Below are 14,248 nucleotides of genomic sequence, written 5' to 3' on the forward strand. Positions count from 1 at the left end.
TATTCGCTATTATAAATGTAGTATTTGTCGATAATTCTTATCTTTGCCCCAAACAACCAGAGTTCATACAGGACTAAGCTATTTTTACTAAAAATCAAATTTAGTGGATACCACCACACGAAAGAGGAAGTCTTGGCTGGTTTCAAACCATCAAATGGCACGTAAAGGTTATTTGAAAGGTACACCTATTGAAGATTGATCTATGAATTATAACATAAATCTTATATCATAAAGTATAAAAAAAGAACTGTGTCGAAAGCGTTATTTAGCACTTTTCGATACAGTCCTCTGTAAGATGTTTTCCGACGTTTATCGCCTTTCAGACTTTCTAATCAATTCCGCTATTTTGTTGTTCAGACTGTCTGCCTCGATTAGTTTTTCCAACGGGATATGCATCCGGTAACGCCAGTAATGATTGGAATTGGCAGGTACATTGATCCGCTCCGATTCGATATCTTTCCTTTTTACCGTATCGTCGATGGCAAACCAATCCTGTAACGGGATAATGGTCAGCATGGAGTTTGTCGCCAGATGATTTTCCACAATACGGGAAGCAATCTCCGACGAACATTCTTCCGGTGCCTGTCCCTCATAATGTAATACATTATTATAATAGCGTTGTATCTTTTCCCGGTCTTCTTTCCACCAGTTCCGGAGTGGCGACATATCATGCGTCGATGTCGTACAAACGGAATGATAAGGCAGATTATGCATATCGGTGAACTCACTCTGCGGACTCTTGGGCATCCGTTCTATTTCGAGACTAAGGATCTGAAGTTTGTTCATGACATCGGGTACGGAATCAGGTATCATTCCCAAATCCTCACCGCACACCAACATATTGGTACTTCCAACCAATGGCGTCAGACGCTTAAATGCCTGTGCTTTCCAAAAATCGTTATGACGGTGATAGAAGAAGTCCCAATACAACTGGTCGAATGCATACTTATCGGAAGTATTCAACTCACCGTACATATAAGAATGACTGGCGGAAATACGGGGATGATACTTTTCCTTTTCCTGCGGATCACGCAAAAACAGAACTTCATTGGCTATGGCAAACAAACCCTGTTTTATCCGCAAAGAAACACCGTCTGTTTTACCGGAAAACAGGGTTTCAATCTTTCGTTGTGTATCGCAGAACGATTTCAAGACAAAATGATTGGATGAAGACTGGGCCAGATAGGTTCCCTCCACTTCTTCAGCTAAATCGCCAAATAGTTCGGGCAGGAACTTCCGGTTAATATGCGGTGTCGTAAACCGGGCTTCGTTGAATACCATACCATATTGTTCTATCTCGTCCTCGGTAAGAGGTAAAGCCGGATTAAAATGACCGCAAAGTCCCTGGATATAATCCAACGGCACTTCCCATATACGGAAGAAACCTAATATATGGTCGATACGGAAGCAATCGAAATAGTCGCTCAACTTACGGAAACGTTTCTTCCACCAGGAGAAATTGTCTTTCTCCATGATATTCCAGTTATAAGTAGGGAATCCCCAGTTCTGTCCGTCCATAGAGAAGTCGTCGGGAGGTGCTCCGGCCTGACCGTTCATATTAAAATACTGCGGCTCCGTCCAGGCATCGATACTGGTCCGGTTCACTCCGATCGGAAGATCACCTTTCAGGACAATACCGTTTTTACGAGCATAGTCGGACACCGACTTGAATTGTACATGGAGTATATATTGCAGAAAATAATAGAACGATATTTCCGGATATGCTCCACTGTCTTCCGAACATAATTCACGTATCTGAGATTTATTATAGATCGCATTCTTATCCCATTTGTTAAAGTCGGACGTTCCATACTTTTCACGCAGATAGCTGTAAGCAGCATAAGGGACCAACCAGGATTGGTTCTGTTCAAAGAACTCCTGATATTCCGGAGTCGACAGAACAGACTGTCCTTCCTGACTGAAGAACTCACGGCAATAAGCCAGCTTATATCCTACTGCAACTTCATAATCTACGAAGTCTTTTGCATTCAGTTCCTCTTGTTTTGCTTTATAGAAAGCGACACGACCTGCATCCTTCAGCTCTCCCAACTGCGGCAGACAGATATACATCGGATGAAGGGCATACACGGAGATGGCACTATACGGATAAGAATCCATCCAGGTATGACTCATTGTCGTATCATTCATAGGCAATACCTGAATAATACGCTGGCGGGTTTTCTTCGCCCAATCGACCAGCATCCGCAAGTCTCCCAGATCACCGACACCGAACCCTTGTTCGGAACGTAAAGAAAATACGGGGATAACTGTTCCCGCACACCGCCATAAAGGCAAATTATCACGGAAATACAATCCGGAGATCATTACCGTTTCTCCGAAATCCTGCGAAGGCAAGTCGAGTTTCCGGTTCTCATCTTCCTCCCAGTATAAAGGTTGATGTTTATCATTGTCATATACCAGGAATTTATATTCCAACGGATAAGTGATGTCATTCGCATCCAGGTCGATATGCCAGTCAGGAAATGTATCGCAACTAAGTATCAACGCTTTATCCGGATGCCAGTTTCCCAGACATTCCTGATTCCCGGTAATGGCAATACTTTGCGATTTCTCAACACGAGGGGCAGATATCTTAATGGTCAGTTTCTTTCCGCTTTTTACAACTCTTTCATATGTATTGCAGGGATGTGCAAACAGGCTTTTGGTAAAAGCCGAAGAGTAAAAGGCCAGATTAGCCGGACGTATCTGCCAGTAATCATATAGCGTATAATGATTGGCATGTCCTTCAAATGTTACCTGATGATTTTTCTCCCATTCTTCAAATATCTGTTTGTCGTTTATACTTAAAAAGTAGCGATATTCTATGGTCTGCTGAGGCGATGTAAGTTCCAGCTCAAGCTGCCAGTTTCCATCCCCTTTGTAGTTCATTTCTTTCGCCAAAGCAGGCTCCCATGAGCCAAGCTCGGGAATAGATCCAACCACACATAACTTCTGACCCCAAACGGTATGGAAGTTTATATTAAAGGTGACTTTCATGTGTATCAAATTTAGTTCCGGCCACGAAGATATGAAATTAATTGAAAATTGAGAATTGAAAATTGAAAATTAAAGGAAGAAAGCACCTTCTTCTCTCATTTTCAATTTTCAATTTTCAATTCTCATTTCCATCATCCGCACTTTGAAGCTCCGCAGTTTGTACAGATCAGGCACCCTTCCTGATAGATAAGGGTTTCCAGACCGCAGTTCGGACATTTCTGTCCTTTTGCTTCCGTACCGTTCGGCAGATATTTCTTCAAGGCACGTTCAACACCGTTCTTCCAGGTATTGATCGATTCATTATTCAGTTCCATTCCCTGAACCAGCTTGATAACCTGGTCGATAGGCATACCGTAACGTAATACTCCGGAGATCAGTTTTGCATAGTTCCAAAACTCAGGATCGAACTTTCCGTCCAAACCTTCGATGGTCATCTTATAACCACGTTTATTCTTGAACTGGAAGTCATAATGTTTCTTTCCATCTTCATCGTAGCTCTTGATGATCGTACCTTTAGAAACATTCTTCGGCAACATAATACCTTCATCATCATCTGCAAGCCCGGTAAAGATCTCATACGGACGACCGTTCAGCAAACCGACGAAAGCGATCCACTTCTCACGATTATTCTGGAATTTAACCACATCGGCTTCCAGTTCACGCGGACGTGTTGAAACGATCACCGGCGGTTCCATACAGTTGCAATCGTCTTTCTTCTTCTTTTCGGTTGCCAGCAATACACCGGAACGTGAACCGTCACGATAAACCGTACAGCCTTTACAGCCGCACTTCCATGCTTCAACATACAGAGAATCCACCAATTCTTCCGACACGTCAGCCGGCAAGTTGATGGTTACACTGATAGAATGGTCTACCCACTTCTGAATACGTCCCTGCATGCGGACTTTCTGCAACCAGTCCACATCATTCGATGTAGCCTTATAGTATGGTGATTTAGCAACCAGCTCATCAATTTCCTCCTGGGAATATTTCTTAGTAACGGAATAACCGTTGGCCTGCATCCAGGTAACAAACTTATGATGGAATACTACATATTCTTCAAATGCATCTCCTGTCTCATCCACAAAATCGACACGGGCTTCCGCATCATTCGGATTTACTTTCCGACGGCGTCTATATACCGGAAGGAATACAGGTTCGATACCGGAAGTTGTCTGTGTCATCAAACTGGTCGTACCAGTCGGAGCAATCGTCAGACAGGCAATGTTACGACGACCGTATTTCAGCATATCGGCGTACAGTTCCGGATCAGCCTCACGCAGACGGTTAATGAACGGATTTTTCTCTTCACGTTTTGAATCGTAAATTTCGAAAGCTCCACGCTCTTTCGCCATCATTACCGATGAACGGTAAGCTGCCAAAGCTAATGTTTTTTGGATCTTCTCTGCACATTCCGTAGCCTCTTCTGTTCCGTAACGCAGACCTAAAGCGGCAATCATATCGCCCTCAGCTGTGATACCCACACCTGTACGACGTCCCTGCAATGTCTTCTTCTGGATCTTTTCCCACAAATGACGTTCAGTTTCCTTCACTTCCATCGATTCCGGATCAGAGTCGATCTTTTCCAGGATCTTTTCGATCTTTTCTGATTCCAGATCGATAATGTCATCCATAATACGCTGTGCCAGTTCTACATGCTTTTTAAACAGATCATAGTCAAAATAAGCATCTTTTGTAAACGGATTCACAACATAAGAATAAAGATTGATAGCCAGCAAACGGCAGCTATCATACGGACAAAGAGGTATTTCACCACAAGGGTTCGTAGAAACCGTACGGAAACCAAGATCTGCATACGAATCCGGAACTGATTCACGAAGAATTGTATCCCAGAATAATACACCGGGTTCAGCAGACTTCCATGCGTTATGGATAATCTTCTTCCACAAAGCCGGTGCGTCAATTTCTTTCACCGTTGTCGGATCATTCGAATCGATCGGGTATTGTTGTTTATACGGACTGCCGCTAACCACAGCATTCATAAAATCATCGTCAATCTTTACAGATACATTGGCACCTGTGACTTTGCCTTCTGTCATTTTTGCATCGATGAAAGACTCCGAATCCGGATGTTTGATCGATACACTTAACATTAACGCACCACGACGCCCATCCTGTGCAACCTCACGTGTCGAATTGGAATAACGTTCCATAAACGGCACCAATCCTGTCGATGTCAATGCAGAGTTCTTCACAGGAGAGCCTTTCGGACGGATATGAGACAAGTCATGTCCTACACCTCCGCGGCGCTTCATTAACTGAACCTGTTCTTCATCAACACGGATAATTGCCCCGTATGAGTCTGCTGATCCATCCAATCCTATAACAAAACAATTAGAGAGTGAGGCAATCTGGTAGTCATTGCCAATTCCCGTCATCGGACTTCCCTGAGGAACGATGTAACGGAAATGATCAAATAGGTCATAAAGTTCCTGCTCCGATAATGGATTAGGATACTTTTTCTCAACACGAGCAATTTCATTAGCTAACCTATGGTGCATATCTACGGGAGATTCCTCATAAATATTCCCGAATGCATCCTTCAAGGCATACTTGTTTACCCATACTTTAGCGGCAAGCTCATCGCCTGTAAAGTACTCCAGTGAAGCTTTAAAAGCTTCATCGAATGTGTAAGTTTTATGGTTCACGATAAATACTGTATTAATAATAGTGCAAGTTTAAGAATACTTTATTTATTGACCAAATTATTCAAGAACTAAAATCAAAACAAATATAAGGTTTTCCATTTCATTTTATACACCATATGATTATCAATAAAATAACTTTTTACATCATCAAATTTATTTTCCAAAAAGAAAACATCGACAAATCCTATGTTTTCCAAAACAGAAAAGGATGCTATAAAAATAACATCCTTTTTAATCTTTATATGTAGAGATTTATTAGCCTCTCAACTTCACTTCGATCTCTTCTACTGAAGAACGAAAAGATTTACTCGTTTCCATCTGATCTTTGATCGTTTTACATGCATGCAGTACAGTTGCGTGATCTTTCTTTCCGACAATCTTACCGATGTGAGAGAATGAACAATCCGTATATTTTTTGGCAAGATACATCGTTATCTGTCGAGCCTGTACTATTTCGCGTTTTCTGGAACGGGTCTGAATAACCGCCTGGTCCAAATTGAAATAATTACAAACTATCTCCTGGATCATCTGAACAGAAAGCTGCTTCTTTTCCAAGCGAACAGCCTGACTAACGACACGCTTAGTCAAAGGCAGATCTATTTCCTTATTATTGATAACAGCATTTGCCATCAACGAAACAAGAATTCCTTCCAGGTCACGAACATTTTCCGTTACATTATTTGCAATGAAGTTAAATACCTCATCCGGAATAACGATACCGTCATGGTTGATCTTATTCTTTAGGATTTTCTTTCTAAGATCCAAGTCCGGACGACTTAACTCAGCAGTAAGTCCCCATTTCAGACGGGTGATCAATCTCTCTTCCATACCCTGCAGGTCGACAGGAGCCTTATCCGAAGTAAGGATCAACTGCTTACCTAACTGATGGAGGTGATTGAATATATGAAAGAATGTATTCTGAGTCTTATCCATACCGATCAATTCCTGGATATCATCCAGCAACAACACGTCGATATTTTGATAAAAATTCAAGAAGTCATTCGTCGTATTTTTACGGATCGCGTCAGTAAACTGTACACGAAACAAGTGGGAAGAAACATATAACACCTTCTTTTCCGGATGGAGTTCGCGGATACGGGTTCCTATAGCATGACACAAATGTGTCTTTCCAACGCCAGACGGTCCGAAAATGAACAGCGGATTAAATGTTGTTTTTCCGGGATTCTGAGCGACGGCTTCACCAGCTGTACGCACCAACTTATTACTGGTTCCTTCAAAATAGTTATCAAAGTTATACTTGGGATTCAATTGAGGATCTAAATCCTGCGGTGCAGTTTGAATAAATGGATTAGGAGCCTTATTTGCATCTTTGGGAGTTATTTTCTTTACTGCTACTGAACCATTTTCTGCCGGATAATCCACCGTACCACCAGTTGTCTTATCTACCATCACACGGTAGTTAAGTATTGTACCCTGACCAATCACACGATACAATGTAACTTTCAGTACATTGACGTATTTCTCTTCTAGATATTCATAAAAGAACTGGCTTGGCACCTGGATCGTGAACTTATTATCCTCGTAGGATAACGGGACGATCGGCATGAACCATGTGTTAAAAGCGGCCTCCGGCACGATGTCTTTTATGACAGCGAGGCATTTATTCCACAATGTCTGATATTCAGTTTGCATGATTTATTACTCTCCCAACTATACTTTTTTATTTTTCCGACTACAAAGTTTAGAAATTAATTCGTAAAAAAAAAGTGCCGAATTATTTGGTTCTTTTGAATGTTTAATATCCCATTTACTTTCAAGCAGTTATAAAAATAAAACTGATTTACAGCCACTTACATACTTATCTATTCACGAAGCCTTTATTTTGGGGCACTTTTATTAACTACGCTATCCCACTGTTTTCCATGCAAAAGGACCTATAGAGTAAGTTACTTTCCTCTATCTAAAGGCCTTATGCATGCCTACAATTATGTATATATATATTTTTCCTTAATTGGAAAATTTCTAAATAAGATTAGACTCTTTAATCATCTTTTTGGTCAAAAAACAGAAAAATGAACATATCTTTTCGGATTCTGCTTCAGATCCAGCAACAACCTGGAAGCATTCAGCATCGTACTATCCAAATTATTATATAAACTCCTGTCATTCAACAATAAGCCCAATGTATTATCCTTCTGATTCAGCTTGTTTGTAGTTAGTTGCAGGTTCGCCAAAGTTGCATTGATCGAATTGACCGTGGTGGCCAAATCCAGCTCCTTCAATCCGGAACTCACTTCATTAAAATTACCGGTTATTACTTTCAGGTCAGAAACGATACCCGGAACATCTTTACTCAGCAAACTATTCAGTTGGCGGGTGGAAACCTCCAGATTCCCTGTGGTCTTCGCAATATGATCCAGGGACTGAGATATTGCCGGATGATTGATCAAGGCCTGTAAGCCGCCCAATATCGAATCCAGCTTAGGCAAAAGCACTTCTACCCCCGGCAAGATCTTTTCCTGTACGGCCTGCATCATATCCTCCTCCATGCGCCCCTCGATTGTAGCACCTGGTTTCAAATAGTCTTGTACATATTTATTTAGATGAATATGAAGCTCTCCACCACTTAAAAGCGTCTTTATAATAGTTATATAACTCCCTGAAGTCAACCGCATCTCATCGTCAAGGCTGATCTCAACCGTTATTTTATCAGTATTCTCATAATCATAAACAATACTTCTCACCAACCCCACTTTAAAACCGTCAATGAAAACAGGACTAGAGACTGTTACATCTTTTACATTATGAAATGTGACAAAATAATGATTTACCGGTTTAAATAAATTTATACCTTTCAGATAATTAATCCCGAAATAAAGCAATGCCAGACTGACTATACTCACAAGTCCGATCTTTGCCTCTTTGGTCAATATACTTTTCATCCCTTTAAATTATATGTTTCTCTTTAATATTTCACCTTTTTGCCATCTTTAAAAGCTACGATAAACGCATCTTTAAAATCTTTAGCTACCTGCCTGCGCAACTTCCTGATCGAATCAAAATCAGTCGTTTCACCACAAGTATATTTATAGATTCCTTTCTCCACGAAGTAATCCACATTCTTATATCCTTTAAACACTTTTGCCCCCGAAGAAAGTTTTTTATCCGAGGTAAGAATTTGCACTTTATAGACAATTTTACCTGTTGTGACTGATTTTGTTCTCGCAGCGGTAGTTGTACTCTGCCTTTTTTGTGAAGAGACGGAAGACTTCTTCTTTCTATTTAGAATATCCTGTTCGCTACCGGGTGCTCCCCCTTCTTCTACTTGCTCATCTGCAAAATAAGAAATTTCTACCGATGTCGTTACGCTTCCGGAAGAAGAACTTCCTCCCGATACTCCTCCTTGCTTTCGGTCATATTCTTTTTTATATCGAGTAAATGCATCGAACAAAGCATTTGCCAGTTTATTTTGTCCATCTGATGATTTCATAAAATGTTCCTCATCGCGATTCGAAATATATCCCAGTTCTACCAATACACTCGGCATACTCGTTTTCCTTAAAACCAAAAAGCCAGCCTGTCTTACCCCTCTGTCAGCCCGTTTAGCAGACACAAAACACTTTTGTATCTCCGAGGCAAAACCTATACTTTGTTCCATATGCTTATTTTGCATAAACTCAAAGATAATATAGGATTCAGAAGAATTCGGATCAAAGCCTTCATACTTTTGTTCATAGTTATCCTCCAGTAAAATAGCCGAATTCTCACGCATAGCCACCGCCAGATTTTCATCAGTACGAGCCAAACCCAACGTATATGTTTCCGTTCCCCGAGCTGTACTACCCTTTTTAACTGAATTTGTATGGATAGAAATAAAAAGATCCGCCTTATTCCGATTCGCGATATTTGCACGTTCATCCAACTCAATAAAGCGATCTGTCTTGCGGGTATAAATAACTTTTACATCATCGTGGCTCGCAGATATCTTATCTCCCAATTTCAAAGCTACTGAAAGATTGATTTCTTTTTCATTGATAACCGTACCTCTCGCTCCCGGGTCCTTTCCGCCATGACCAGCATCAATCACGACAGTAAACGTTTTCTCCCTCGCCTGAAGTACAGGCTGGGTCAAAAACAAGACCATCAGCAGATTAATACATAGAAAAGATATCCTAGCCATTTTACAGTATTTTTATGCAAATTCGGGGCAAATGTAGTATTTTTTTGCTGATTAAGCGAAGTCTTTTTCTATAAATAATTGGTCGTCTCTTGTTTACAACAAAGAGAATCCAATATTAGAAAACAAATTTAGCCCAATAACATGAAAGCAACAAATCAGTTTTATAAAAAGAAATGACGGAAAATAAAAAAGGGCAAATCCCGAAGGACTGCCCTTTTCACTTTATATCGTTTACTGAATTATTCAGAAACTACTTCGAAAGGAATTTCTACAGAAACTTCTTTGTGAAGTTTAAGGATTGCTTTGTAGTTACCTACTTCCTTAACAGCATCCTTAATATAGATGATCTTACGTTCTACTTCAAAACCAGCCTTTGCCAAAGCTTCAGCAACCTGAATATTTGTAACAGAACCGAAGATTGTACCTGTTGAACTGGTCTTTGCACCGATAGTCAATGCAACGCCTTCCAACTTAGCAGCCAATGCCTGAGCATCTTCTTTGATCTTAGCCAATTTGTGAGCACGCTGTCTCAGGTTTTCAGCTAATACTTTCTTAGCAGACTCAGAAGCGATTACTGCCTTACCCTGGGGGATTAGAAAGTTACGTCCGTAACCGTCTTTTACTGTTACGATATCGTCTTTGTAACCTAAGTTGATTACGTCTTCTTTCAAAATAACTTGCATATTCTGTCTCCTCTCTTTTTATTATTTCATTAAATCGGTTACGTAAGGAAGCAACGCCAGGTGACGAGCTCTTTTTACAGCCTGAGCGATACGACGCTGGAACTTCAAAGAAGTACCAGTGATACGACGCGGAAGAATTTTACCTTGTTCGTTCAGGAATTTCTTCAGGAATTCAGGATCTTTGTAATCGATATACTTGATACCGTTCTTTTTGAAACGGCAATATTTCTTTTTCTTAACGTCTACTGAAGGCGGAGTTAAATATCTGATTTCTGATTGAGTTACTGCCATGATTAATTCTCCTTTACTGTTTCTTTAGATGATTTCAGATTTCTTCTCTTAGCTGCATATTCTGCTGCATATTTGTCCTGACGGAATGTCAAGAAACGGATCACACGTTCGTCACGACGGAAGTTAACTTCCAGTGTAGCGATAGTTTCCGGATTTGCCTTGAATTCAACCAGCTGATAGAAGCCTGTTGTTTTCTTGTCGATAGGATAAGCTAATTTGCGCAATCCCCAATTTTCTTCGTTCACGATTTCAGCACCCTGTTCTTTCAGAATGTTCGTGAATTTTTCTACCGCTTCCTTCATCTGTGCGTCAGACAAAACGGGAGTTAAAATGAAAACGGTTTCATAATTGTTCATAAAACGCTGTTTTATATTGTTAGTACTTAAAAATTTGCGGGGCAAAGGTAAGGAGTTTTTTTTATTCTGCAAACTTTGTTTCAAAAAAACTACATTCATACTCAGGATTAAGCATTGTAGGAATCGGAGCTTCTACCTTTTGTTTCCATACCTGCAACCAATCGAACAATTCATCTCGCTTGTCTTTATTCTGCAAAGCCAGATTCTCCTTTTCAGACACGTCCGTCCGGACATTATACAGTTCAACATTCCCAGTCTCATAATTTTCAATTAGCTTCCAATCATCCACTCGGATCACAGAAACCGGTCGTGTGCGGAAACCATCATTACCAGTCTCAACCGTTTCTTTTTCATTCCCTTCTAAATAAGCAGGAAAATGCCAGAACAACGGCCTCCCCTTAAAACCTGTTTCATTCCCCGCCAATAACGAAAGAAGACTGACTCCATCCAACAGTAAATCAGACTGTCTTACTCCGGCTATTTCCAAAAATGTGGGAAACAAATCGAGCTGCATGACCGGTATATTACAAATTTCCCGTTTCTCATATTTACCTTTCTGATAAATAACCATCGGTATTCGAATTCCTCCTTCATAAAAAGAACCTTTTCCTGCTCTTAAAGGCCACTGACGTGATATTCCATATACTCCTCCATTATCTGAAGTAAATACAATAAAAGTATTTTCCTCTATTCCCAAAGCCTGTACCTCATCAAGTACTCTTCCGATATTCCAGTCCATATTCTCCACCATAGCGGCATAAACTGGATTATCGTGAGCCGATGTCGACGGCTTTTTTCTATATTTATCAATCAGGTCAGCTTTTGCTTGTAAAGGAGTATGCACTGCATACGTCGCATAATATAGAAAGAATGGTTTACTCTTATCTACTTTCCGAAGATAATCAACAGCTTCCAAACCTAACCGATCCATCAAATATTCCCCTTCCGGACCATCTGTCAAATCTTCATTATAATAAGGAGAAAAGTAGCTTTTAGGATGTCCGGCATGATTTCCTGCAATATTAATATCAACACTATTTAGTAACGGATTTTCAGTTACATGCCATTTCCCTATATGGCAAGTCTGGTAACCGAAATCTTTTAATACTTCCGGAAGAAGCCGGATACCCGGTTCCAATGATGTCCGGTTCGGAATTGCAACCAATTTACGTTTACTGGCATCACCACGGTTAGGTTCCCCGACCGTATAAATACCATGCCGAGGTGTATACCTTCCGGTCAGTAAACAAGCACGACTGGGAGCACTGTTCGCTGCACCAGCATACGCTTCATTCATCCAGATACCTTTTTCACGAAGACGGTCGATATTTGGAGTTTCATAATATTGGCTTCCGTTATTACTCATATCTGTCCATCCCAAATCATCTATATTGATCAATATGATATTCGGACGATCGGATGCTACTGCGAGACTAGGAACCGCAGCTAAAGAACAGACCCAGAAGTACAAATAAGGGTGTAAAGTATTATTTATTCCCATAATATTAATTTGTATAATAGTTGACTCTTTACCAAACTGGCATTCTAAATCCCTCAACAACCGGTTCGGTATGTTGTGAACGGAATATGTTTAACGCCTTTTCTACCAAATCAGGATGTTCAGAAGAAACATCCTGCTGTTCGCGGGGATCTTTCGTCAAATTATATAATTCTATGTTCCGATTTCCTTTCTTTATATCACCAACAAAAGCTTTCCATTCTCCCATACGAACAGCCCGTTGACCTCCGGACTCCGGAAATTCCCAGTAAAGAAACTCATGCTTTTTCTGTTGTTCAGTTTTTCCGGTCATTTCCGGTAACATGCTAATGCCGTCCGTCGGCGGACAGTCGACACCGGCTATCTCACACATTGTCGGCATCATATCCCAAAATGCAGACAACAGATCAGAAGTTACCCCCGATTCTATATGTCCGGGCCATACAGCTATCATCGGCACACGGATTCCACCTTCCCGCAAATTAGCCTTACCCCAGCCTGCTTCACTTTTAAAAGGCTTGGCACTATCGAAATAAGGAGAGTCTGCTCCGCCATTAAAAGTCGGTCCATTATCACTGGTAAAGATAATTACTGTGTTTTCATATATACCCAACTCCTTCAACTGCCGGACCAGACCACCAATCTGTTCATCCCAATAGCTGATCATTGCTGCATACGTCGCATGTGGGTAACGGCATGGATAATAACCAGCCTCTCCCAAATACGGTTTCTCATCTCCCCATTTGTCCACATAATACTTTACCCAACGTTCCGGAGCCTGCAAAGGAACATGCGGAACCGGCGTTGTCCAAAACAATGCGAAAGGTTCACTTGCCGAATGTTCCACAAAGTTCAGTAACTCATGATACATCAGATCCGGAGTATACTCCGACTGCGTAAACTTACGATAATTCTCTTCATTCAATACATCTGCTCCTTCATCCAGTTTAGTACCAGGAACTACTAACTCGTTATCTATATATTCCCTGGATTCATTCCGATACAAGAACGGAGGATAATACGTATGCGCCATCCGCTGACAGTTATACCCATAAAAGAAATCGAATCCCATTTTATTGGGTGTACTTTCCGACCCGGGCCAGCCTAGCCCCCATTTGCCGATGCAAGCAGTGGCATAACCAGCTTCCTTCAACTTGCGGGGGATCATGATTGTGTTTGCAGGAACAGGCCGTTGGCCTTCTAAAGTCGAATCTGCGACCATCGCTCTATAATTCCAGACATCTCCGCGTGAAGCGACCGGATCATTGCCGCGAATATAAGCATGACCGGAATGGAGTCCTGTAAACAGGGAACAACGCGATGGTCCTGATACAGCCTGTCCGCTATAATGGTTCGTAAAACGCATGCCTTCAGCAGCCAGTTGGTCGATATTCGGAGTTTCTATTTTTTCCTGTCCAAAACACCCCAACTCTGCATATCCCAGATCATCGGCAAGAATATAAATAATATTGGGTTTAGTTTGTTCACTTTCCTTTAGGTCAAGAGTATTACATAACACACCGGAAGGAACTAAACCGGCAATAGCCGTATAGTATAATATGTTTTTTTTCATGGTAATAATTTTTACAGGCAGATATGATTTAGTACATATC

The 14,248-nt window shown here is 41.0% G+C and carries 10 protein-coding genes; all 10 read right to left on the reverse strand.

Features of this window, described 5'->3' with window-relative positions; genetic code table 11:
• Nucleotides 1-309 precede the first annotated feature (309 nt).
• Nucleotides 310-2,997, reverse strand: coding sequence for a 4-alpha-glucanotransferase (locus DXD68_RS15305; protein ID WP_122362412.1), 2,688 nt, complete (start codon nucleotides 2,995-2,997; stop codon nucleotides 310-312).
• A 131-nt stretch (nucleotides 2,998-3,128) separates the two neighbouring features.
• A complete protein-coding gene (locus DXD68_RS15310; protein WP_122362413.1) occupies nucleotides 3,129-5,666 on the reverse strand; it encodes an adenosylcobalamin-dependent ribonucleoside-diphosphate reductase in 2,538 nt (845 codons plus the stop codon).
• A 255-nt stretch (nucleotides 5,667-5,921) separates the two neighbouring features.
• Nucleotides 5,922-7,319 (reverse strand): chromosomal replication initiator protein DnaA, encoded by a 1,398-nt coding sequence (gene dnaA / locus DXD68_RS15315; RefSeq protein ID WP_122353847.1) that lies wholly within the window; start codon nucleotides 7,317-7,319, stop codon nucleotides 5,922-5,924.
• Between the two features lie 365 nt (nucleotides 7,320-7,684).
• Nucleotides 7,685-8,569 (reverse strand): MlaD family protein, encoded by an 885-nt coding sequence (locus DXD68_RS15320; RefSeq protein WP_122353848.1) that lies wholly within the window; start codon nucleotides 8,567-8,569, stop codon nucleotides 7,685-7,687.
• A gap of 23 nt (nucleotides 8,570-8,592) precedes the next feature.
• On the reverse strand, nucleotides 8,593-9,807 hold the full coding sequence (locus DXD68_RS15325) for an N-acetylmuramoyl-L-alanine amidase (protein ID WP_122362414.1): 1,215 nt from the start codon (nucleotides 9,805-9,807) through the stop codon (nucleotides 8,593-8,595).
• 239 nt (nucleotides 9,808-10,046) lie between these two features.
• Nucleotides 10,047-10,490, reverse strand: coding sequence for a 50S ribosomal protein L9 (gene rplI / locus DXD68_RS15330; protein ID WP_122362415.1), 444 nt, complete (start codon nucleotides 10,488-10,490; stop codon nucleotides 10,047-10,049).
• A 21-nt stretch (nucleotides 10,491-10,511) separates the two neighbouring features.
• Complete coding sequence (gene rpsR, locus DXD68_RS15335) at nucleotides 10,512-10,781, reverse strand: 30S ribosomal protein S18 (protein WP_008152409.1); 270 nt, start codon at nucleotides 10,779-10,781, stop codon at nucleotides 10,512-10,514.
• A gap of 2 nt (nucleotides 10,782-10,783) precedes the next feature.
• The gene (gene rpsF / locus DXD68_RS15340; protein WP_028726943.1) at nucleotides 10,784-11,137 is read right to left on the reverse strand and encodes a 30S ribosomal protein S6; all 354 of its coding nucleotides are present in this window, start codon (nucleotides 11,135-11,137) and stop codon (nucleotides 10,784-10,786) included.
• Nucleotides 11,138-11,198: 61 nt separating this feature from the next.
• The gene (locus DXD68_RS15345; protein WP_122362416.1) at nucleotides 11,199-12,638 is read right to left on the reverse strand and encodes a sulfatase; all 1,440 of its coding nucleotides are present in this window, start codon (nucleotides 12,636-12,638) and stop codon (nucleotides 11,199-11,201) included.
• Between the two features lie 28 nt (nucleotides 12,639-12,666).
• Complete coding sequence (locus tag DXD68_RS15350) at nucleotides 12,667-14,208, reverse strand: arylsulfatase (RefSeq protein ID WP_122362417.1); 1,542 nt, start codon at nucleotides 14,206-14,208, stop codon at nucleotides 12,667-12,669.
• Nucleotides 14,209-14,248 lie beyond the last annotated feature (40 nt).

The sequence above is a fragment of the Parabacteroides sp. TM07-1AC genome (assembly GCF_003480915.1).
GTDB classification, from domain to species: Bacteria; Bacteroidota; Bacteroidia; order Bacteroidales; family Tannerellaceae; genus Parabacteroides; species Parabacteroides chongii.

Excerpts from the sequence above, each read along its gene's own strand:
- dnaA (WP_122353847.1), bottom strand. The coding sequence starts at position 7,319 with ATGCAAACTGAATATCAGACATTGTGGAATAAATGCCTCGCTGTCATA.
- DXD68_RS15350 (WP_122362417.1), bottom strand. The coding sequence starts at position 14,208 with ATGAAAAAAAACATATTATACTATACGGCTATTGCCGGTTTAGTTCCT.
- DXD68_RS15305 (WP_122362412.1), bottom strand. The coding sequence starts at position 2,997 with ATGAAAGTCACCTTTAATATAAACTTCCATACCGTTTGGGGTCAGAAG.
- rpsF (WP_028726943.1), bottom strand. The coding sequence starts at position 11,137 with ATGAACAATTATGAAACCGTTTTCATTTTAACTCCCGTTTTGTCTGAC.
- rplI (WP_122362415.1), bottom strand. The coding sequence starts at position 10,490 with ATGCAAGTTATTTTGAAAGAAGACGTAATCAACTTAGGTTACAAAGAC.
- DXD68_RS15345 (WP_122362416.1), bottom strand. The coding sequence starts at position 12,638 with ATGGGAATAAATAATACTTTACACCCTTATTTGTACTTCTGGGTCTGT.
- DXD68_RS15320 (WP_122353848.1), bottom strand. The coding sequence starts at position 8,569 with ATGAAAAGTATATTGACCAAAGAGGCAAAGATCGGACTTGTGAGTATA.
- rpsR (WP_008152409.1), bottom strand. The coding sequence starts at position 10,781 with ATGGCAGTAACTCAATCAGAAATCAGATATTTAACTCCGCCTTCAGTA.
- DXD68_RS15325 (WP_122362414.1), bottom strand. The coding sequence starts at position 9,807 with ATGGCTAGGATATCTTTTCTATGTATTAATCTGCTGATGGTCTTGTTT.